Genomic DNA, 20809 nt, shown 5'->3' on the forward strand with positions numbered 1-20809 from the left:
TGCATAAATAATTTAAAAGCGCTAATATTGCACTCCCAAAACGAACAAGGGTAAGTTTACTGAAAAGTATATATTATCACGTTTTAGGAAACAACCAGCACTCCTTCTTAGCTCAGCTGGTTAGAGCATCTGACTGTTAATCAGAGGGTCGCTGGTTCGAGCCCAGCAGAGGGAGCTGATAATTGGTCAGTTAGCCCCACTTTGTCCGAGTGGGGCTTTTTATTTGCACAAAATTTGAACATTTCTATTTTCAATTTCGTTAATATGAAGTTATTAGGGTTCGTATCTCTCTTTACGGATACAGTTGGATAAACAAGGGTACATTGACCCCTCTCAACGGAAATAAAATTGTTGTAAAGTTTTACTTGCCTGACTGTAAGTGAATTGGCGGGTAGGGGTCAAATGGATTGGTTTTTCCATACGCTTTAAAGGTGTTTATATTAGTCATGGTCCGATAGGGTTGAGAGGGGGCCATTAATCGGATGAGAACTAGTGAACCGCAAACATTTACGATGGGTATCAATTTCATACACTATGTTTTTTTAAATATTTTTTCCAAATGAAATTAAATCCCCAAATGAACACCAATAACACAAGCATATCTAATAGAAAATTACTGGTATTAAAGCCGATATGCGCCAATCCAATATCAGAGGGATCTATTTTGCCTTCTGTATATTTGTTAAATGTTAAAGGGAATCCGATTAAAGTAAAACCGTCTGATTCGGCTTCAAATGTTGAGTAAATAAGAGTTATTACGATAAAAACCGCAATAGCTAATAACGTGGGTTTTGTATATATACTCATCAACCTAAATTTAATCTGCCAAATTTATAATTTTCAATAATGATGTTCATCTGTTCGGGAGTAATTGTTGTGGAGGTTTTGTCATTCATATATACGCCACCACCTCCGTACATTATATTCGTCTTATTGTTGATCATTTTTTGAATATTCCACTGTTTGGCCATAATTTGGTTCGGGAATTGCCCAGTTAGGGGAGCTTTAAAGCGACTAAAGAAAGTTAATCGCCTTTTTTTTTGAGCTGGGCGAGAAGTTTCTTGCCATATCAGGATTATAAAGCGATTTAAGCTGATATATAGTTGGTTCAGCAGAAGAAATAATACACTCAGTTATTGAGCATTATTTTTCTCCGGTTTTAAAATCAATCAGGTAAGGTTTGATCCTTACACCATTCAAATCTCTGAAACCTTCTCCAAGTACAATTTGGTACTGTCTGTTCGGTTTTAACTGAACATCGAATTCGGCAGTGAAGCCGTCAGCAGAAAATCCAGTGAAATTTTTAATAAACATAGCGTTATCTTTACCCAAGGGGCCATAATCAAAGTTTCTGAAACGTTTATCCATGGGTTTCGAAAAAACGATTTTAAATTTATAGTTCAGGGTATCGCCAGTATCTGATAATTTTTCGGGTGTGGTACTAAGCACAAGCGGACGGTTCTTTTCATATTCGTCGTTTAATTGCTTAACCCTTTGATCGAAATAACCTGATTGATCTACATAGGCAGCCAGGGCTTCCATATTATTGTAGTCGAGCTCAATCATTTCAGCAATTGCCCTGGCTTTATCTGTTGCTTTTGCATAATATTTTTCGGCAATGGCATAACCCACATAATAACCGAGATCCCTCAGCCCAAATTGATTTTCAGCATTGCTGTATAGCCAAAAACCATTTCCGGCATTGAACATTTGTAGTGTAAATACCTGCTTAATACTTTCGGTATGTGCTTTTCCATAGGTAAGCGCAGGAAGGGTAGAAGGAATGGCCATCACTTTTTCGGAAACAAATTCGGCAACCCCTTCCATTACACATTGCGCCAATAAATTATCGCCGATGTTTGTTTTTTGCTGGGTATGCACATATTCGTGAACGTTGGTGAAAACCAAATTGTCAAGGTGCTCGCTAGCCATGGCAATTTCACTTCCAATCAGTACCATTTTACCCGTTGTGGTTCCGCCGCTTCTAAAGGCACCTACCGTAAAATAGATTTCTGCTGGTTTTAATGCCGGGTAAAGTTGTTTCAGCCTGTCGGTTTTTTTCGCAATGGCGGCTGCATAATCTTTTGCCTTTAACGTATTAGATCGGATGGAATTAAAATAAGTTTGCTTTTGGGTAATGGCATTCAGGTAATCTTTGGGGTATAATTCCTTGCCTGTATCATTGCCTTTTGGCCGGGTGTAGCTTTCTCCAGAAATAGGGTGTTGAGGTAAGTGAACTGTGCGCTGGTGTCTTTTGTTGCATTGATTTTATCGTAAGCCTGCCAGAAATGATCAACATCCGTGGTGATCAGGTTTACGGTTTGTTGCGCCCAAAGACTCTCAGTGATGGAAGCACATAATAGGATTGCAAAAGGAATGGCTTTATTCATATCGATAAAAGACACAGAAAAAATCTTTGTGTGACAAGGGGATTGTTTTTTCTGTTGAAAATTGGGTTTAATTAATTCTAAATTTCGATTACACAATAAGGCAGTGTTATGGAATATTGTATGCTATTGCATCTTCTCTAAAACCTAAAGCATGAAAAGTTTACAATTAGTATTAACCAATCCCTGTACAAAGCAATGGAATGAAATCGAACGTGCAGATGGGAACCATCATTGTAGCCGTTGTAATAAAAACATTCTTGATCTATCAGCTAAATCCGATAAGGAACTAATTCAATTCTTTAAAAATAAAAATGAGAATGTATGTGGACGGGTATTGGCCAGTCAGCTAAACCGGGAGCTTGTTTTGCCTTCTTCAAGGCTTAGCTGGCATTGGCTGGTGCCGTTTGCTTTAGGCGCATTTGTAATTAGCCCAGCCCAGGCACAAAATTTAAAACCTGTTGTAGTGCCCAGCGAGCAACATCCTAAATCTTTGTCCTTATACGTTGAAGCAGCACACAACCTGCCTACTTTGAGTAATGTGATTATAGGTAATGTAGTGGATAATTTAAATGGCAATCCCTTAAGTGGTGTAGAAATCAGGAAAAAGGGAGATGAAAAGGTGCTGGCCATAACAGACTCTACCGGCAAATTTGAACTTAGCTTGAATGATAAGGATTTGATTAGTAAGTTCATTTTTAATTTAGCGGGTTTTTCGAAAGGAGAGACTTACATCAATGACAAAATTGTGGTTAAGTTAACCGCTGAGCGCAGGATAATGCTGGGAGGTATCTCAACAATTTCGCTAGATCAAACACCACTTTACTATGTTTATGCTGGTAAAAAAGGCTGTATACTTGATGCTTTAAGGATGAATGAACTATCGCCTGATTGGATCGAGAAAGTAGAAATTTTAAAAGGTGCAAAAGCAACAGCAATATATGGCGCCAGAGGCGCCAATGGCGTGATACTGATTGAAATTAAGAAAGCCTACTTTAAGAAGATTAAATTCTCGCAATAACAAATTGTTTTAGCGAGAGGCTAAGGCCAAATTCCAGCACATTCTTATTAAAATCATAAAAAGGTAATATGCTCAACAGATATACGCTTACTGTTATCCTGTTTTTAACGACAGGAATCTCATTTGCCCAAATAAAAGGCACTTACGTTTATTCCGCGGGCGTAGATGCTGGCACCCGGACACTGACTTTTAATGGCTCGGGTTTCAAAGATCAATCAACTGGCCATGTTAGCGACAAATATGGAGAGGGATCATTTAGAATAGATAATGATCATCTATACCTGAACTATTTTAAGTTAGAGGATAAAGATTCATCTACCTATAAAATCAACACCAGTAATGAGCTTTACGGATACACCCGTATCTTTGTTCAGGCATTTGATGGTAAAACGCCGATGAATGGCGTACAGGTTGCTTTAAGAGATGGAGAATTTAATATTGTTTTTGCCGCAGACTCAATGTCGGAAGGAAAAACTAGTTTACGGGTGGATAAAGCTGAAAAAATCCAATATTTCACTGTTGATTTTATAGGTTATAACCGTATAATTATCCCTTTCAGTAGATTCCTACAAAAGAGAAGTGATGTATTTGTTGATCTTAAGCCACAACGTAACATGATTGAACCACCGCGAACGGAGGCTTATAAAGTGGTTAAATCAGATCACAATAATTTAATACTGATCAATTCACAGGGAAGAGAATTCTTGTTTACTAAAGGCAAGTAATTCTTTTGCTAGTGCTAGTATATGAATGGAATAAAAATGTTATCACTATATATTATTTGCTGAGATAACAAAATGATGATGACAAGTCAACCAATAATTTTGAGTTGTTGAATGGTCCAATTTGAATACATAAAATCCTATTATATTCGTAATACTATCTAATTAGCACTCAATATGGAAAAATATTGGGAAATGGAGATTCTATAATTAAATGATATGAGGTTAGAAATAAGTGAGTTAAAAAGTTATATGGAAGAGCATTTCCCAAAGTCGACCTATATCGATTTTGGGATTGATAAAATGGAATATGATATGCCAAAACGGAGACTTCAAATTACTTTAGCACATTACAAGCGGGGGTCACCTGAATTTATATTCACATTTAAAGATGTACAAGGGTATTCATTGATACAGGAAATTTTCTTTCAAGGGGATAATTTTGAATGGTTGGGTTTATTGGGAGTTAGTAAAGAGAGTAGTTTTACTAAATTCATAGCACCTGAGAAGAGCTATCCTCTCGAAATGCTAAACCTTAGAAGCTTTCGTGTACTTAGCCAGAACAACATTATGGATGTTGTATGTAGAGAAGAAATTGAAATAAAAATAAATGATTAATGTAAAAACAATTTTTCACTAACTGGCTTATCATTTTTAAAGGTTAAATTATAATAAAATCTCTTTTGCTGGTGCAAGCCTGTGGCTGGTATCAAAATAGAAAATCAAAGGGCAAGCACGAAAATCCGCTACTTGCCCTTTATAATTTATATATAAATTACCCCTGATGCTCAGGCATGCCGTTCGGGTCCATCCATACATATTCCCAATGGTGGCCATCAAGGTCATCAAAGCTATGCTGGTACATAAAACCATAATCTGTAGCCGGGTTTGGTATGGTAGCACCTGCAGCTACCGCTTTATCTACCATTGCGTTAACCGCATCTTTACTATCGGCCGATAGGGCGATAGAACATTCTATTGCTTTGCTGGTATCTACAATTTCTTTTGTAGTAAAAGTTTGGAAAAAGGTTCTGGTGAGCAGCATCACATAAATCGTATCGCTGATGATCATGCAGGTTGCTTTTTCGTCGGTAAATTGCGGATTAAAAGTATAACCAAGTTTGGTGAAAAATTCTACTGATTTGTTAAGGTCGCTAACAGCCAGGTTTACAAAAATTTGAGTTGCCATATTTGTTTTCTTATTTAGTTTACTCAAAGATACAGCCCTTACCCTTGGGTGTTAACGTGCAAAAACGACAAGTTAAGGGGTTATATGCGACTTGATGAGGCAGATATGGTTTGAGGTGGCTGAACCCTTAAAAAATTTTATTAAAATATATTTTCTTTCCGGTCATTTTCTTATATTTAAATCACGATCAGCGCTATATCGTAGCACCATTATCTGCCAGCTATCCCATGGTTATGATGGTTAATTCATCCCACATTTTATTTACAGCTACAAGCCCATCAATGGCCGGCTTTGCTATTGGTTTAGGCTTGCAGTTTTAAGAGGATTATAATTAACCTTAATACTAACTTAAAATTCATTAATCATGAGTTCTAAAAACAAGATTTCGACAGAAATCACCCCAGAGCAATCAGCAGCCATTGCCGCTGCATTCGAAGCATTAAAAACAGCTTTAGCGCCAGTTTTATTAATCAGCTTAACTTCAGAAGAAAGAATGTCGACCCTTAAAATGGGCGATAAAACAATTGCCTTTGTAAACAAAACGCTTGAGTATGCCACACAGAATCCATCTTTAATACCACTGTACGTTGATTTAAATGAAGCCAAAAAAGACAATAAACTCGCTTCTGATATTTATGGTATTTTCCAGCAGCTCAATACAATTATACGGGCTATGGAAGATACAGGGATGGTAGCGGGTGGCGAAGCTTACGAAGCCGCTTTAATCATCTATCACTCTATAAAAGGGGCAAGCCGCTCCGGTATTCCGGGCACGCAGGCCATATACGATGACCTGAAGCAGCGTTTCCCAAGTCGCGGCAAAAAGATTGATACTATCATCTAGTATATTTTAACCCGGGGTATCAGGTTGGTTCCCCGGGTTGCATTTAATGGAGCTTTTAGCCGGGTTGCCGGAGCTTTTAGGTAGGTCGCCAGAGCTATTAGCCTGGTCGCCGGAGCTTCTAGCCGGGTTGCCGGAGCTTTTAGGTGGGTCGCCGGAGCTTTTAGGTGGGTCGCCGGAGCTTTTAGGTGGGTCGCCGGAGCTTTTAGGTAGGTTGCCGGAGCTTTTAGGTAGGTTGCCGGAGCTTTTAGGTGGGTCGCCGGAGCTTTTAGGTGGGTTGCCGGAGCTTTTAGGTGGGCCGCCGGAGCTTTTAGGTAGGTTGCTGATCCTCCCGGCAAGGTCTGTTCAATAAACTGTGTTAAATTACCTAAACGAATGTTTTATGATCGTACATTCAATGACTTTTACTGAAATTCAGAATGAGTTATACAATGATCTGCCTACACTTAAAAATAAAATCCTTTATTGCCAGAAAGAATTTAAGCGGAGGGTTTTAAAAGCCAGCAGGTATCCATTTGCCTATTCTTATGATTGTTATACCAGGATAAAGAAAAATCATTTTATCCTAACATTTACCGCTATGAAAAGAAGTGGTAAAAAGAATCCGCTTGTCGGCGTATATGGGTTATACACTCGTGCAGAAGGTGTTTATGCAGTTGCATTAGCGATAGAGGAAGAATTTATAACTATATTTTCACCGCATTTTTTTAAACGGTACAGAGAACGGATTGCAAAGGATTTTTTGGCTTCGGCAGGTGATCTGATCAAGCGTTATTTTGCTACACACAGGGGCTTTAGCTACGCTGTTTTAAGCGAAGATATGAAAGCTGTTTATCGTAGCCTTGAAAATAAAATTGATGATGGTTCGGATTGTTTTGTTTGTGTAACTACTGCTGGTTATTGTTTTGGAGAGCGGCAAGGCAATATATACATCATGAAAACCATCGTATCTGAAGATATGCTTTTTGAAAATCAAAAGGAAACTTTTAGCGATCTTCGGGAAAAGTTTATCAGAACGAATAAGGAATTATATGGGATTTAATAGTTCTGACCACGAAGTAAATCCTCTGTGTTTTCCGTGTCTCCGTGGCAAAAAATCTATCTTACATTTTCCGTTTTTAACCACAAAGCACACAGAGAGAAGGGCACAAAGTACACAGAGCCGGGTGCTTATTCCATTATCCACCTTACATTTTCCATCATCCATTTTTAACCACAAAGCGCACAGAGAGAAGGGCACAAAGTACACAGAGCCGGGTGCTTATTCCATTATCCATCTTACATTTTCCATCATCCATTTTTAACCACAAAGCACACAGAGAGAAAGCACAAAGTACACAGAGCCGGGTGCTTATTCCATCATCCACCTTACATTTTCCATCATCCGTTTTTAACCACAAAGCGCACAGAGAGAAAGGCACAAAGTACACAGAGCCGGGTGTTTATTCCATTATCCATCTTACATTTTCCGTTTTTAACCACAAAGCACACAGAGAGAAGGGCACAAAGTACACAGAGCCGGGTGCTTATTCCATTATCCTTTTTTAATCATCCGTTTTTAACCACAAAGCACACAGAGAGAAGGGCACAAAGTACACGGAGCCGGGTGCTTATTCCATCATCCGTTTTAACCGCAAAGTACACAGAGCCGGGTGCTTATTCCATTATCCATCTTACATCGTCCATCTTACATCATCCATCATACATCATCCATCATAACATCTCTACTATTTCGCATTTACTCATTAATGATGATTCCTGCCGAAATTTAATTAAATACATTTAACCAAATTTAATATTCCATCCCACATGTCGTTTAAACCTTTAGCCAATCAGAGCTATTATCTGATTGCAAAGCATAGTGCAAAGGCACTTGGCTTTGCCAATACCAATCTCGGAACCGGATTGATCCAGATGAAATTCGACCCCGACAATAAACAACAGCAATTTCGGTTTGAATTTGGAAACAACTTCCACTTCATTTTAATGGCGCCTTACAGAGAGCGGTTTTTAGCCATACATAACAGTTCTAAAGATGATGGGGCACATCCGATTTTCTGGCAGTGGGAACGTGATAAAGCCAACCTGCAATTCAGGTTTATACCTGCCGGCGACGGTTATTACCGCATTATGAACCTCAACAGTGGCAAATACCTGGATGTATATGGCTTAAGTACAGCTGATAACGCTGAGGTGGTGCAGCATCGTTTAACTACAACCGATAACCAGCTTTTTAAACCTGTAGCTGTAATAGACCAGCCCGCCGACGATAATCCGACATCGTTTATAGAAATTAACGAAATGGCTCACACTGCAGCTTTGGGGCTTATTGGCGCACTGCCCGAAGTTGGTGGTGGGCTTAAAGTTATTGTTGAGCATTTTTGGAGTAAGGAGGATAAGCTGGCCAACCTCTGGGAGCAAATGAAGGTTTATGTGGATGCGCGGATCAGGGAGCTGATTAAAGAAGCGCAGCTGAAACAGCTCAAAGAAATGCTGGAAGGGCAATTGAAAAGCCTGGCAGAAATTAATACGAATAGCGGTTTTAAAGGAAATAATATCGAAGCCGTAATTTTGAATATTGTTACAAAAGAACCTCACTTTCTTAAACAATCGAAAGAAGTGCTGCCTTACCTGGTGGGTTTAGGTACTTTAATGATTGCCCTCAGGCACATGATGGTAACAAAATATAAAGACCTTTATGGTGTTGAGCCCACTGATGCGGTTAAAGCGAATAACCTCAGGAAACTAAAAGCCAGTATTAAAGAATATAGTGGAGAGGTAGAGAAAAGCAGAAAAGCCGTAATGGATTTCAGGATGGCACACGTAAAAGACAGGCGCGATTATACCATTGAAGGGAGAGGCACATTTCCACGCGATACCCATGTTTCGGAAGCGGTTGATACCTACGACGGCTGGAAAATGGAATGGAAGTTTACCTCGAACAGGATTGGCGACGAAAATTATAAACAACTTGCCGGAAATGCTGCAGAGCAACGTAAAAACCAGGTAAAGACTCAATACGGTACAGAACTCGACGAATTTTTACTTCCGGCTAAACTCTGGAAATATTTCGATCCGGAACATGAAGCATATAAAGAAACCGTTAACAGTAAAACTACAGGGTTATTTGGCGGACCGTATAAAACAACCGAGTTTAAAGGGAAAGAGAATGGGGTAATCAGTAAAATAAAAATATATGCCGAAGCTGGCGTATTGTGTGGCCTTGAAGTATTTTACGATGGAAGCGAAACTTCTGACGGGTTAAAGGGGAAAGCCGGCAATTCGGTAGAAACTTTAACTGTTGGCACTGGTGAATACATTAACCATGTAATCGGCTACTTTAATCGCCATGTAGATGGCCTTTGGTTTAGTACCCAAAAAGCCAGTACCGCTGGTGGCGGCAGCATGGGGAACACTTATTTTACAGCCGATCTTAGCGACGGATTTAACCCTAAACTGGTAAATATTTCAGGATACCACAGTGCACAACAGATAGAGCAGTTAAATTTCCACTGGCAGTATAAAGATTTTCCATTGTCGAAATACATACCTAAAGCTTAAACCATTTTATAGGGTGTTTGAATAATTTAGATCAGGCCGTTACGATTACCATATTGTAGCGGCCTTTTATGTAAATCCCCCCCCGCAGATTAATAGCTTTTAAAGCAGGTGGTTAATCGACCGATTGCCATTTCGAACGGTTAGTTTTTTTAGCAAGTCGTCTTTCCCGCGTAGGCGGGAATCGTAATGCTTAACCAGGCCGTTGTTAAATAGCCCTGATGGCAGGGAAATCCCTTTTGGGAAAAGTTTATTTTTACTGAAGTACAAATTCCCCAAAAGGATTGGACGAACAGCAGGACGGAACCCAACCCATAAGCACAAAAACTGCGCTCCAAAAAAATGTGCTGATACATTTAAACCTATTGAAATATGTACTTGATTATTACCTCCCTTAAAATGTGCTAATACTTCCGTGTTTTGTATAAATTGCTTTCGGGCATGGCCAATACCTTTGTTATCAATATTTAACAAAGAAAAAAAATGTCAAAAATAATTTTAATTACCGGTGCTTCACGTGGCTTTGGTAAAATCTGGGCCAAGGCCCTTTTAGAACGTGGCGATAAAGTTGCCGCAACTGCAAGAAATACTAAAGATTTAAATGATCTGGTTGAAACTTATGGCGATGCTGTACTTCCGCTTGAGCTGGATGTAAACAACAGGGAGGCGGTATTTGCAACAATAAATAAGGTTAAACAACATTTTGGCCGTATTGATGTGCTGATTAATAACGCTGGTTTTGGTTTGTTTGGCGCGATTGAAGAAACCACTGAGCAACAGGCCCGCGCACAAATGGAAACTAATTTTTTTGGTCTGCTTTGGGTAACGCAGGCCGTAATACCGGTAATGCGCGAACAAAAAAGCGGGCACATTATCCAGGTATCGAGCTTTTTAGGCCTGGTAACGCTACCGGTGCTGGGTTTATACAATGCTTCTAAATATGCGGTTAATGGTTTAAGCGAAACACTAGCTACCGAAGTAAAAGGTTTTGGCATTAATGTGAGTTTGATAGAACCGAATGGTTTTTCTACAGACTGGTCGGGCGCTTCGGCTTTCCAAACAGAACCGCTGGAAGTGTACGCGCCAATTAAACAGGCATTTGCCGAAGGTGCAACACCCGATAGCTGGGGCAAACCGGAAGCTACAGCGACAGCAGTACTGGCATTGATCGACAGCGAAAACCCTCCTCTACATTTCCTGTTGGGGAAGATAGCTTATGCCGGGGTTAAAAAGGTTTATGCGGAGCGTTTGGCCGAATTTGAAGAATGGGCAACGGTATCTGCCGATGCACATGGTCATTAATCAATCATAATACAGTTTATGAAGTACAAGCTATGCAGGTAATTGTGTAGCTTGTATCTGCTATCATCTTAAAGCAATGAAACATTATAAAAGTTTAATCGAGCTGCACAAGGCAAATGGGTTTCCGCCACCAGCACACCCGCAGTTTAGCATTTACCAATGCAACCGTCAATGTTCCATTGGTGACAGGGATTTTACAAGCGATTTTTATATGATCGGTTTTAAAAAGGTTTTGGCGGGGCATATTCTTTACTGGCGAACTAAATACGATCACGAAAGTGGTTCGATGATGTTTTTTAAGCCTAACCAGTTAGTGGAAATGAAAAACCTCGAACTGGATGAAGATGGCTTTTTGATTTTTATCCACGAAGACTTCCTGAACGGGCATATCCTGCACGATGTGATTAAAAAATACCATTATTTCGATTACGAGGCCAATGAGGCATTACACCTCTCGCCAGTTGAAGAGGCCACCGTATGGGAACTTTATCATAAAATTGAAACCGAGTATAACAATAACCAGGATGAGTATAGCCGGGAGCTGATTTTAGCCAATGTAGACACTTTGCTGAAATACAGTCAGCGGTTTTACAAAAGGCAGTTCCTTAACCGGACAGAAGTTTCGGGCAAAACGGTAACCAGGTTTAACGAGGAGATAAATAATTATGTTACCAACGGATTATTGGCGAGTAAAGGATTACCTTCTGTAAATTATATGGCCGAACGGTTAAATATTTCTGCCGGTTATTTATCTGATGTGTTGAAGCAGGAAAGCGGAAAAACAGCCCTCGAACATATTCATATTTACTTAATATCCGAAGCGAAAAACCGCCTGATAGGAGAGAACAGATCGGTTTCGGAGATTGCTTATGCGCTGGGATTTGAAAACCTGTCGTATTTTTCGCGTTTATTTAAAAAGGAAGTAGGCATTAGTCCGAACGTATTTAAAAAGCAGTTGCTGAATTAATTGAGAGAATAAAAGCAAAGAGTTTTGTAATTGTTGTTTCAAATTTAGTTATCTTTGTATTAAGACGACTTGAGGTAGCCTAAGCTACTTAGGGCCGCAACAAATCAAAAGAAATTTTGAGCCTCGGTTTTAAACCGGGGCTTTTTTATTTTCTCACAATCCCCTGAAGATCCGTATGACTTGCTTCTTTGAGTAAAATTGGATCTAAAAGATTAAAAATAGTTTCAACCGATTGTTTGCGTAAACTACCTTTCGGAAACTCCTTTCTATATAGTCAATGGGCTATAACATCACAAGTTTGTGTAAAAAATGATAGCGAAGATTTTCTATGACTAATGTCTTCAATAATGTTTTGTGTTACAGCATTATAGGTGCCTCCAAATAAAGATGGTACAGGATTATAAATCCGACTTTTTCTGAGTAGGTTACGAAGCTGATTTTCATTGCTTTCATCACAGATTATTATTCCTTTATCTTTAACCGTTTTGCGTAAATAAGTATCATATCTGGAAAAAATCTGTTCCAAGCCAAGTTTTGGAAATTTAAAATAAGTGGGTGATCTGATTTTTTAAGACAGATGTTAAGGATTTTAGCATTGGAAAAAATGATCGGGATCTCATTTGCATAAAATTTTAACATGTTAATTCTATCATATTTTTTTATTGCTTTATATGCGGGTGAACTGGTTCTAAAAATCTCCATAGCATGAAATTCTGTTTGAGGTTGAAGACCATAAGAGGCTTTTATATTAGCTCTAAGCGTTTTCAATAAATCAAGGCAGGTTTTCCAGTCTTCTTGGTCAATAATCAGGCCGGTAAGAATATAATGAGGTGATGAGTGTTGGCTATTGCCTGGATCTCCGCTTTCATCAACATACATGATATGCATATACTTTGAGAGTTAGTTTATTATGTATATAAATCTAATAATTTCAGACGTATATTAATAATACCTTTCGAACGGCATCAATATCACTCTTGGGACTTTACAATTTTCATTAAACCGAAAACCTGCTTAAAGTTTCGCGCGAAACACCTAAATAGGAGGCCAGTAAAGATTTAGGTACCCTTTGGAACAACGCAGGGTATTGTTTTAACAATTGTTCGTAACGTTGTTGGGCATTGGAGGTGAGTAATGATAAAATGCGACGCTGAGATCCGATATGGCCAAAGTTTGCTTTCTGCAGGAAAAAATGCTCCATCTTTTGCAGGCCTGCACATAATTTACGGTAATCTTCAAGGGTAAAGCAGCATACTTCGGTATCTTCCAGGCATTCTAAACTCATGGTTGCTTTGCTTTGAGTAAAATAGGCCAGGTAGTCGCTTTCCCACCAATCTTCCATGGCGAACGAAACGATATGCTGTTTCCCCGAATCGTCGGTATGCACCAGTTTTAAAAGTCCTGAAACTACAAAATAAGAGTATTTTACATGTTCTCCTTCCTGAATGAGGAACTGGTGTTTTTTGAATTTCCTGGTGATAAAATGCTTCTCTACAAAAGCAAATTCATCATCTGTTAATGGTACTATCTTTTCTATATGAGCTCTTAACTTGTGGTGCATGCTTGAGGGATAAAGATAAGGGGTATTTTTTATTTACCACTAAGGCAAGAAGATGCAATTAGGTTTTTTACTTGTATGTTAACTTCGGACATCGGTCTCCTGACTTTCAGACTCTTTACATTTTACATCATTTCTAACCATTAAGAAGTTAAGAAAATTAGGGTTTATTTATCCTCGGACATCGGTCTCCTGACTTTCGGACTTTTTACATTTTACATCATTTCCTCACCATTAAGAAGTTAAGAAAATTAAGGTTTATTTGTCTTTGGACCTCCGACCTCTGTCTCCGGACTTTTCGGACTCTTTACATTTTACATCATTTCTGACCATTAAGAAGTTAAGAAAATTAAGGTTTATTTGTCTTCGGACCTCCGACCTCTTTCTCCGGACTTTTCGGACTAAAAAAAACGTCCCGATCTTGATCGGGACGTTTTTTTTCTAATAGCCTTTGGCCGATTGGGCCGCTTTTAAATTCGGGTTGCCATCTAAGGCTGCCTGAGGGTAAGGCATCAGTACAAATTTTGACTGCCATACACGTTCCTGCACGGGACTGTTGGTAATATCGTAAGTGGTTTTCATTACATCTTTAGCAATATTCCAGCGTCTGATGTCGAAGAAACGCTGACCTTCTGCTGCCAGTTCGATGCGGCGTTCCTGCTGAATGAAGGTCCTTAATTTTTCCTTCGTATTGTAAGTCGCCTGAACTACAGCTGGCATTCCGGCTCTGTCTCTGATGTCATCAAGCACGGCATAAATACTTGCATCCGGACCGCTTAGCTCATTTTTAGCTTCGGCATAGGCCAGAAGAATTTCGGCGTATCTGATGATCGGGAAATCCTGTGCGCCATCCCAATCATTTTGGGTAAAGGCGGGATCTACCAGTTTTTTAAAGTTGTAACCGGTTACACTGTTGTTTCCTCCACCTTTTCCCCACGAAAATTTATAACCACTATCAAACCGGCTCCAGGGTGTGCCAGGGAACAATATGCTTGCATAAAGTCTGGTATCGCGGTTTTTAAATTCATCTGCATAAGCTGCATTTGGGGTTCCGTTATTGTAATTGCTTGCCCTTGTAGCTGCACCAGGGGAGTAAACGGATTACCATTTTTGTCCCAGTAAGCATTTACCATTTCCTGTGTAGGGGTAATAGAACTCCATCCGCCTAAATTGCCCGGAGGAAATAAGGTTCTTAAACCGTTACCATATTCGTAAGAGGAATTGGTGATGTTCTGAGAAACCAGGATATTTTCTTTACTGGTTCCCTCGTTAATTTGCCAAAACTGTTGTTCGTAACTGGCTAAACCTTTATAAAATTTCTGTTTTTCAGCATCATTGGCAAAACTTACAAAAGTGCTAAAATCGTCCTGAGTATCGGCAGGTGCTAATGTACCTACCCTGAACAACTGATAACCTGCACCCATTACTTTTTGCGCACTAGTAACCGCATCAGCATATTTGCCATATTGTAACTGTATCCTGGTTAAAATGGCCCAGGCCGCACCGCTGGTAATTCTTCCGGTTTCAACAGTTGAGCCACCCGGATAAGTTGCCGGAAGATCGGTAACTGCGCTTTGGATTTCAGCAATGGCAAAGTTAATCACCTCGGCCTCTGGCGTTGGTGCTACTCCGGTTTCATGCGGATCGCTATAGGCTACTTTTAATAATGGAACCGAACCGAATGTTCTGGCCAGATCGAAATAGGTTAATGCCCTTAAAACCCTGGCCTCGGCAATAAATCTTTTAATTAAATCGGCACCCATTGGGGTTTTGCTCACATTATCAAGAAAATAGTTGTACCTGCGGATATAAGTGTACCGGCTACCATAACCCTGATCGAGCGTGGCATTGATGTTACCTGCTGCAATAGCTGTGGCATTGCTTTCCCAGGGATATTGGGCATAAGCATTGTCCGATCCGCCATCATCGTAGGCATTATTAAAAGCATTATTTAAATAGCCATAACAACCATTTAAGGCTAAAGTGGCATCTTTTTGTGATTTCCAGAAGGTGGTGTTCGAAGCCTGATCCTGTGGAACAAAATCAATTGCCGATTTTTTGCAGCTGCTTATAGCGAAGCTGGCAAAAGTTAAACACGATATATATATTAATTTTTTCATAAAAAGCTTTTATTAAAGGGTAAGGTTAATACCGAACGAATAGGTTTTTAACTGTGGATAAGCTGCACGCTGAGAAGCAGCCTCCGGATCGAAATCCTTTAACCTTTTATCGCCACGGATGGTAAATGGATTATTGCTCGATGCATAAATCCTCAACCCCCTGATTTTAATTTTATCCAATACTGATTTTGGCAAGGTATAACCCAGGGTTAAAGATTTAATCCTCAAATAATCGGCATTGAACAGCCAGAAATCAGACTGCACCAGGTTCTGTGTATTGTCGCCAGATATTAAAACCCTTGGGTAAGCTGCATTTGGATTCGGGTTGCCGGGTGTCCATCTATCTAAAACATATTGTTTTGCACCAGCACCATTAAAAAACGCCTGTGAGGCTTCGCTTTCCAGGTACACCTTAACATCACTTACGCCATTGGCTAAAACCGCGAAGTCGAAGTTTTTGTAATTGGCCGAAAAGTTAAGTCCGTAAATTAAGTAAGGCACATCATTGCCTGCAATTACACGGTCGTCGCCGTCAATTTTGTTGTCGCCATTTTGGTCTACATATTTAATATCACCGGCTTTGGTTCCGTTTGCCTGAAAAGCATGCTGTGCAACTTCTGCATTGGTAGTGAATAAACCGTCGGATTGCAACATGTAAAATGAACCGATCGGTTGACCCACCCTATTAATATAGTATCCGCTTGGAGGAGTCTCTGAAGTACCGCCCAAATCTTCTACCTTATTCCAGATTTTGCTCAGGTTACCCCCGATTGAATATTTAAAATCGTTGATCTGTCCGTTGTAGGTTAACGAAAGTTCAAAACCCCTGTTCCTAACCGAACCCAGGTTAATAGAAGGATATTGGGTTTTGAGAGGGTCTGAATCACTTATTAAACCTGCCTCAGTTGGTATAGTTGGGTCTGGCAATAAAATGTCGTTGGTTAAACGGTCAAAGGCATCAACCTGTAGGCTCAGTTTTTTGAAAAGGTTAACATCTAAACCAATATTGGTCATGTTGATTTTTTCCCATGATAACCTTGGGTTATAAATTTTATTAGGGAAAACACCATCCTGTTTAGATTCGTCGAGGATAACCGCAGTTCCTGTTTTTAAACCATCAAAATAATCGTAATTGCCTACGTTGTTTACGTTACCCAGTTTACCCCAGGAAGCACGAAGTTTCAGTTCCGAAATCCAGCCAATGTTTTTCATGAAATCTTCCTGCGAGATTCTCCATGCACCCGAAAATGATGGATATGCACCCCAGCGGTGGCCGGGAGCAAACTGAGAAGAAGCATCTAACCTAACACTGGCTTCGAATAAATAACGGTCGTTATATGCATAGTTAAACCTGCCGAATACCGATTCGAAAGCTTTTTGCTGTATACCGCCTGATGAGGTGGTGTTTAACGGATCGCTTGAACCGCCGTCGATGGCGTTAAGGTCATTACTTACAAAATTCTTACGGATGGTTTTAATCACCCTGGTGTTGTTGTTCTCGTAAGAAGCACCAGCCAATAACTTGGCATAATGTTTATCTATGGTTTTTTCGTAACTGGCGGTTGCCTGTGTTAACAAACGGCCGATATTTTGCCACTCTTCGGTAAGCTGGTTGGTGTTTACAGCCGTTCCGCTAAGTGGAGCACCGGTATTGAAATCCAAAATCGGATCAATGGTGCTGATAAATGCACTGTTTACTGTATTGTAGAAATTGTAAGAAACCAAACCACTGATCTCTAAACCTTTTATCGGGGTATAAGTTCCGTTTAAATTACCAATAAAACGGTTGGTGTTATATGAATTGCGACCACCTTCTTCCAGTTTTCTTACCGTATTGGTTGCGGCAAGTGTTCCATCTATTTTACCACCGTTCATACTGCCCCAGTTACCATTGGTTTGTTTGTTTACCACCAATGGGGTAAGCCTGTTTAAACTGGTAAAATCGATCAATCCGTTCTCATTGTCGAAACCATCACGGATAAATGAGATGTTGGTACCTACCTTAAATTTATCACTTACCTGGGTTTCGGTATTGGCCCTTAAAGAGTAGCGTGTTAAATCTTTCCCCGGAACCAGTGAATTTTGGTTAAAATAGGCCCCGCTTAAATAATACCTGGTTTTATCACCGCCAGAAACATTAATGGCATGTTCCATTACCGGAGCTGTATTTTTTAAGGTTAACGCATACCAGTCATTATCCGGAAAACGGTCAGGATCTGACTGATTCTGGATCTTGGTTAAATCGCCTGCCGAGTAAACCGGAGCTTTACCAGCATTGGCAGCAGCCTCGTTACGTAGGGTAGCATAATCGTAAGCGCCAACCCAGCTTGGTAAAATTGTTGCCGATTGGATGCCGTAATAAGCATTATAATTAATGGTCATTTCGCCCTTTTTACCTCGTTTGGTGGTAATCAATACCACACCGTAGGCAGCCCTCGAACCATAAATGGCTGAAGCTGAAGCATCTTTCAGGATGGAAATGTTTTCTACATCATTGGTATTGATGCGTGCAAAATCGCCTGAACTTACAATCACTCCATCTACTACGAAGAGCGGCTCTGAAGTACCTAAATTACCGCGTCCACGTACATTGATGGTGCCAATATCGCCACCCACATCACCTGGTGTAGCTTTAATGGCCATACCGGGTACGGCGCCTTGCAAGGCATTGGTTAGCGAAGTAACCGGACGGTTTACAATGTTTTTGGTATCTACCGTATTTACTGATCCGGATAGATTTACCTTTTTCTGCGTACCATAACCCACTACCACCACTTCGTTTAGCGATTTGGTAGAAGAAGTAAGCACTACATTTAATGTGGTTTTGCCATTAACAGGTACATCCTGTGGATCATAACCGATAAAAGAGATTGTTAAAATAGCATCTGCCGGAGCGCTGATTGAGAATTTACCGTCGGGTGTGGTACTTACAGCTGTGCTGGTTCCCTTAATCATTATGGTTGCACCTGGTACAGTTCCTCCATCACTATCCTTTACAACGCCTGTAATTTTTACCTGCGCAAAGGCTAAAAGAGAGAACATTAAAAACAAGCCGGTTAGAAGGGCTTGCCTTTTTTTTAATTTGTTCATGGTTATTTGTTTTGTTAGTTAATAGTTTATTTGCCGGCTTTTGAACGGCTGAAGCCGTAATTTAGAAATGAAAGCAGGTGCGGTCAAATAAATGAAGGGTCAAACTCCACGCAAACGTTTGTGGCAATGTGAAATGTAGTTCCGGAGGAAAATAAGGCCGAAAAAGACGTGTTGATGGCATTAAGAAATGTAAAAGTGACAATTAATAGCTTGTTACCAGATTTACAAATGCTAAAATAAGCAGACTCAGGGTCTTATAATGACTACATGCCCGTTCAAAATATCAATTAATCGGGGCTTAAAAATAATGATGCCCGGTAAAACTCCGCGCAACCGTTTGATTAGTGGTATAATTAAGATGGGTTATAAATTCATTTGCTACACTAACCGCAGCCATAATCTGCTCCGGTTTAGGTTGGTGAATAAGATTAATTTAAACATTATATTATAATAAAACCGGATATTTGCCCGCTTTAAATATTCTACTATAAATGAAACCCTATCTGCAGCTTTTCGATTTTTCGAAGAAAATTAACTATAAAACTGAAATTCTGGCAGGTCTAACGGTGGCCATGACGATGATTCCCGAATCACTTTCTTTTGCCATTTTAGCTGGTTTTCCGCCCTTAACAGGCTTATACGCCGCTTTTATTATGGGTTTGGTTACCGCTTTACTGGGTGGCAGACCAGGTTTGGTTTCTGGTGGGGCAGGGGCAACCGTAATTGTGCTTATTGCCTTGATGAAAACGCAGGGTTTGGAATATGTTTTTGCGGCGGTGGCATTGGCAGGAGCAATCCAGATTTTGGTGGGGCTGTTTAAACTGGGCAAATTTGTAAGGCTTGTTCCGCAACCGGTGATGTTTGGTTTTGTGAACGGTTTGGCTGTGATTATTTTCATGTCGCAGTTAGAACATTTTAAAACCCTCGTTAATGGCCGTGTGGAATGGCTGAGCGGTATTCCTTTATACATTATGCTGGCGCTGGTTTTACTTACAGTAGCCATCGTTATTATTCTTCCTAAAATAACTAAAGCTGTTCCGTCTTCACTGGTAGCCATTATTGTGGTTTTTCTGGTGGTACTCTGCTTTGGTATCGATACCAAACTGGTGCGGAATATTGCCTCTGTAGATGGTGGTTTCCCGCCCTTTCATATTCCCCGTGTGCCGTTAAACTTCGAAATGTTTAAAATCATTTTCCCTTATTCGCTCATTATGGCCGGGGTAGGCTTAACAGAAGGACTACTCACTTTAAACCTGGTTGATGAAATTACCGAAACCAAGGGTAACCGGAACCGGGAGAGTATTGCGCAGGGAATTGCCAATATGTTAAACGGTTTTTTTACCGGTATGGGCGGTTGTCCGATGATTGCGCAAACGCTGGTAAACCTTTCGGCAGGAGCGAGGGCCAGGCTCTCAGGAATTATAGCTGCTTTAACCATATTGCTGATCATTTTAATCGGTGCGCCGGTGATTGATCGTGTACCGATGGCGGCATTGGTAGGGGTAATGATGATGGTAGCCATTGGCACCTTCGAATGGATGAGTTTTAGGGTAATCAATAAAATGCCTAAGCAGGATATTATTATTGGCATTTTAGTGGCCGTAATTACCGTTTGGCTACACAACCTTGCGCTGGCCGTATTGATAGGCGTTATTATTTCGGCGCTTGTTTTTGCATGGCAAAGCTCTAAACGGATAAAGGCCAGTCAATACATTGATGCCGATGGCGTAAAACACTATGAAATATTTGGTCCGTTGTTTTTTGGCTCCGTGGCCAATTTTAACGAACTCTTCGATGTAGCTAAAGATCCTGCAACGGTAACTGTCGATTTTAAAAATAGCAGGGTTTTCGATATGTCGGGTATTGATGCGTTAAACAAACTCACCGAGCGATACCGGGCAGCCAACAAAAAACTATTGTTAAAGCACCTTAGCGACGATTGCAGGCACCTGCTTAAAAATGCAGACGAAATTATCCAGGTAAATATTATCGAAGACCCGACTTACCGTGTAGCTACCGAAAGATAATTTAAATTGCTCATCATTCGCCTTCCT

The 20809-nt window shown here is 40.1% G+C and carries 17 protein-coding genes, 1 tRNA gene and 1 pseudogene; 10 read left to right on the forward strand and 9 right to left on the reverse strand.

Going from position 1 to position 20809, the window contains the following annotated elements; translation table 11 throughout:
• Positions 1–101: 101 nt before the first annotated feature.
• Positions 102–175 (forward strand) — tRNA-Asn (locus H9L23_RS25435).
• Between the two features lie 350 nt (positions 176–525).
• Here H9L23_RS25435 and H9L23_RS25440 read toward each other — a convergent pair.
• The 3 genes from H9L23_RS25440 to H9L23_RS25450 all read right to left on the reverse strand — a co-directional run bounded on the left by H9L23_RS25440 (position 526) and on the right by H9L23_RS25450 (position 2390).
• Positions 526–807, reverse strand: coding sequence for a hypothetical protein (locus H9L23_RS25440; RefSeq protein WP_187592905.1), 282 nt, complete (start codon positions 805–807; stop codon positions 526–528).
• Positions 808–1143: 336 nt separating this feature from the next.
• Positions 1144–1959, reverse strand: a complete 816-nt coding sequence (locus H9L23_RS25445; protein ID WP_187592906.1) for an Ig-like domain-containing protein — start codon at positions 1957–1959, stop codon at positions 1144–1146.
• Positions 1960–2144: 185 nt separating this feature from the next.
• The gene (locus H9L23_RS25450; protein WP_187592907.1) at positions 2145–2390 is read right to left on the reverse strand and encodes a hypothetical protein; all 246 of its coding nucleotides are present in this window, start codon (positions 2388–2390) and stop codon (positions 2145–2147) included.
• A 151-nt stretch (positions 2391–2541) separates the two neighbouring features.
• Between H9L23_RS25450 and H9L23_RS25455 the strand changes: the two genes are divergently transcribed.
• The 3 genes from H9L23_RS25455 to H9L23_RS25465 all read left to right on the forward strand — a co-directional run bounded on the left by H9L23_RS25455 (position 2542) and on the right by H9L23_RS25465 (position 4748).
• Positions 2542–3408 (forward strand): hypothetical protein, encoded by an 867-nt coding sequence (locus tag H9L23_RS25455; RefSeq protein WP_187592908.1) that lies wholly within the window; start codon positions 2542–2544, stop codon positions 3406–3408.
• 68 nt (positions 3409–3476) lie between these two features.
• A complete protein-coding gene (locus H9L23_RS25460; protein ID WP_187592909.1) occupies positions 3477–4133 on the forward strand; it encodes a hypothetical protein in 657 nt (218 codons plus the stop codon).
• Positions 4134–4349: 216 nt separating this feature from the next.
• On the forward strand, positions 4350–4748 hold the full coding sequence (locus tag H9L23_RS25465; protein ID WP_187592910.1) for a hypothetical protein: 399 nt from the start codon (positions 4350–4352) through the stop codon (positions 4746–4748).
• A gap of 157 nt (positions 4749–4905) precedes the next feature.
• Here H9L23_RS25465 and H9L23_RS25470 read toward each other — a convergent pair whose 3' ends face one another.
• The gene (locus H9L23_RS25470; RefSeq protein WP_187592911.1) at positions 4906–5319 is read right to left on the reverse strand and encodes a VOC family protein; all 414 of its coding nucleotides are present in this window, start codon (positions 5317–5319) and stop codon (positions 4906–4908) included.
• Positions 5320–5683: 364 nt separating this feature from the next.
• Here H9L23_RS25470 and H9L23_RS25475 point away from each other — a divergent pair, with 364 nt between their 5' ends.
• The 5 genes from H9L23_RS25475 to H9L23_RS25495 all read left to right on the forward strand — a co-directional run bounded on the left by H9L23_RS25475 (position 5684) and on the right by H9L23_RS25495 (position 11987).
• A complete protein-coding gene (locus H9L23_RS25475; protein WP_187592912.1) occupies positions 5684–6163 on the forward strand; it encodes a hypothetical protein in 480 nt (159 codons plus the stop codon).
• 379 nt (positions 6164–6542) lie between these two features.
• Positions 6543–7202, forward strand: coding sequence for a hypothetical protein (locus H9L23_RS25480; RefSeq protein WP_187592913.1), 660 nt, complete (start codon positions 6543–6545; stop codon positions 7200–7202).
• A 767-nt stretch (positions 7203–7969) separates the two neighbouring features.
• Positions 7970–9721 carry an RICIN domain-containing protein gene (locus tag H9L23_RS25485; RefSeq protein WP_187592914.1) on the forward strand — a complete coding sequence of 584 codons (1752 nt, stop codon included), beginning with the start codon at positions 7970–7972 and terminating at the stop codon, positions 9719–9721.
• A 480-nt stretch (positions 9722–10201) separates the two neighbouring features.
• A complete protein-coding gene (locus tag H9L23_RS25490; protein ID WP_187592915.1) occupies positions 10202–11020 on the forward strand; it encodes an SDR family NAD(P)-dependent oxidoreductase in 819 nt (272 codons plus the stop codon).
• 76 nt (positions 11021–11096) lie between these two features.
• Positions 11097–11987, forward strand: a complete 891-nt coding sequence (locus H9L23_RS25495) for a helix-turn-helix domain-containing protein (protein WP_187592916.1) — start codon at positions 11097–11099, stop codon at positions 11985–11987.
• Positions 11988–12449: 462 nt separating this feature from the next.
• Here the strand turns inward: H9L23_RS25495 and H9L23_RS25500 are convergent, their stop codons facing one another.
• The 5 genes and pseudogenes from H9L23_RS25500 to H9L23_RS25520 all read right to left on the reverse strand — a co-directional run bounded on the left by H9L23_RS25500 (position 12450) and on the right by H9L23_RS25520 (position 18755).
• A complete protein-coding gene (locus H9L23_RS25500) occupies positions 12450–12875 on the reverse strand; it encodes a DUF3800 domain-containing protein (protein WP_187592917.1) in 426 nt (141 codons plus the stop codon).
• A gap of 109 nt (positions 12876–12984) precedes the next feature.
• Positions 12985–13548, reverse strand: coding sequence for a Crp/Fnr family transcriptional regulator (locus H9L23_RS25505; protein WP_187592918.1), 564 nt, complete (start codon positions 13546–13548; stop codon positions 12985–12987).
• A 438-nt stretch (positions 13549–13986) separates the two neighbouring features.
• A pseudogene (locus H9L23_RS25510) lies at positions 13987–14541 on the reverse strand (RagB/SusD family nutrient uptake outer membrane protein); the annotation flags it as partial.
• Positions 14451–15665 (reverse strand): RagB/SusD family nutrient uptake outer membrane protein, encoded by a 1215-nt coding sequence (locus tag H9L23_RS25515; RefSeq protein ID WP_187592920.1) that lies wholly within the window; start codon positions 15663–15665, stop codon positions 14451–14453. The gene H9L23_RS25515 and the pseudogene H9L23_RS25510, both read right to left, overlap by 91 nt.
• A 12-nt stretch (positions 15666–15677) precedes the next feature.
• Positions 15678–18755, reverse strand: a complete 3078-nt coding sequence (locus H9L23_RS25520; protein ID WP_187592921.1) for a SusC/RagA family TonB-linked outer membrane protein — start codon at positions 18753–18755, stop codon at positions 15678–15680.
• Between the two features lie 491 nt (positions 18756–19246).
• On the opposite strand from H9L23_RS25520, the gene H9L23_RS25525 reads away from it, so the two are divergent.
• Positions 19247–20782, forward strand: a complete 1536-nt coding sequence (locus H9L23_RS25525; protein ID WP_187592922.1) for a SulP family inorganic anion transporter — start codon at positions 19247–19249, stop codon at positions 20780–20782.
• Positions 20783–20809: the final 27 nt, after the last annotated feature.

Source organism: Pedobacter roseus, assembly GCF_014395225.1.
In the GTDB taxonomy this organism is placed as follows: domain Bacteria; phylum Bacteroidota; class Bacteroidia; order Sphingobacteriales; family Sphingobacteriaceae; genus Pedobacter; species Pedobacter roseus.

Bases quoted from the DNA above. Each gene is read 5' to 3' on its own strand.
- H9L23_RS25520 (WP_187592921.1), bottom strand. From the start codon at position 18,755: ATGAACAAATTAAAAAAAAGGCAAGCCCTTCTAACCGGCTTGTTTTTA.
- H9L23_RS25525 (WP_187592922.1), top strand. From the start codon at position 19,247: ATGAAACCCTATCTGCAGCTTTTCGATTTTTCGAAGAAAATTAACTAT.
- H9L23_RS25500 (WP_187592917.1), bottom strand. From the start codon at position 12,875: ATGCATATCATGTATGTTGATGAAAGCGGAGATCCAGGCAATAGCCAA.
- H9L23_RS25515 (WP_187592920.1), bottom strand. From the start codon at position 15,665: ATGAAAAAATTAATATATATATCGTGTTTAACTTTTGCCAGCTTCGCT.
- H9L23_RS25490 (WP_187592915.1), top strand. From the start codon at position 10,202: ATGTCAAAAATAATTTTAATTACCGGTGCTTCACGTGGCTTTGGTAAA.
- H9L23_RS25450 (WP_187592907.1), bottom strand. From the start codon at position 2,390: ATGAATAAAGCCATTCCTTTTGCAATCCTATTATGTGCTTCCATCACT.
- H9L23_RS25455 (WP_187592908.1), top strand. From the start codon at position 2,542: ATGAAAAGTTTACAATTAGTATTAACCAATCCCTGTACAAAGCAATGG.
- H9L23_RS25445 (WP_187592906.1), bottom strand. From the start codon at position 1,959: ATGGTACTGATTGGAAGTGAAATTGCCATGGCTAGCGAGCACCTTGAC.
- H9L23_RS25480 (WP_187592913.1), top strand. From the start codon at position 6,543: ATGATCGTACATTCAATGACTTTTACTGAAATTCAGAATGAGTTATAC.
- H9L23_RS25440 (WP_187592905.1), bottom strand. From the start codon at position 807: ATGAGTATATATACAAAACCCACGTTATTAGCTATTGCGGTTTTTATC.
- H9L23_RS25495 (WP_187592916.1), top strand. From the start codon at position 11,097: ATGAAACATTATAAAAGTTTAATCGAGCTGCACAAGGCAAATGGGTTT.
- H9L23_RS25470 (WP_187592911.1), bottom strand. From the start codon at position 5,319: ATGGCAACTCAAATTTTTGTAAACCTGGCTGTTAGCGACCTTAACAAA.
- H9L23_RS25460 (WP_187592909.1), top strand. From the start codon at position 3,477: ATGCTCAACAGATATACGCTTACTGTTATCCTGTTTTTAACGACAGGA.
- H9L23_RS25485 (WP_187592914.1), top strand. From the start codon at position 7,970: ATGTCGTTTAAACCTTTAGCCAATCAGAGCTATTATCTGATTGCAAAG.
- H9L23_RS25475 (WP_187592912.1), top strand. From the start codon at position 5,684: ATGAGTTCTAAAAACAAGATTTCGACAGAAATCACCCCAGAGCAATCA.
- H9L23_RS25505 (WP_187592918.1), bottom strand. From the start codon at position 13,548: ATGCACCACAAGTTAAGAGCTCATATAGAAAAGATAGTACCATTAACA.
- H9L23_RS25465 (WP_187592910.1), top strand. From the start codon at position 4,350: ATGAGGTTAGAAATAAGTGAGTTAAAAAGTTATATGGAAGAGCATTTC.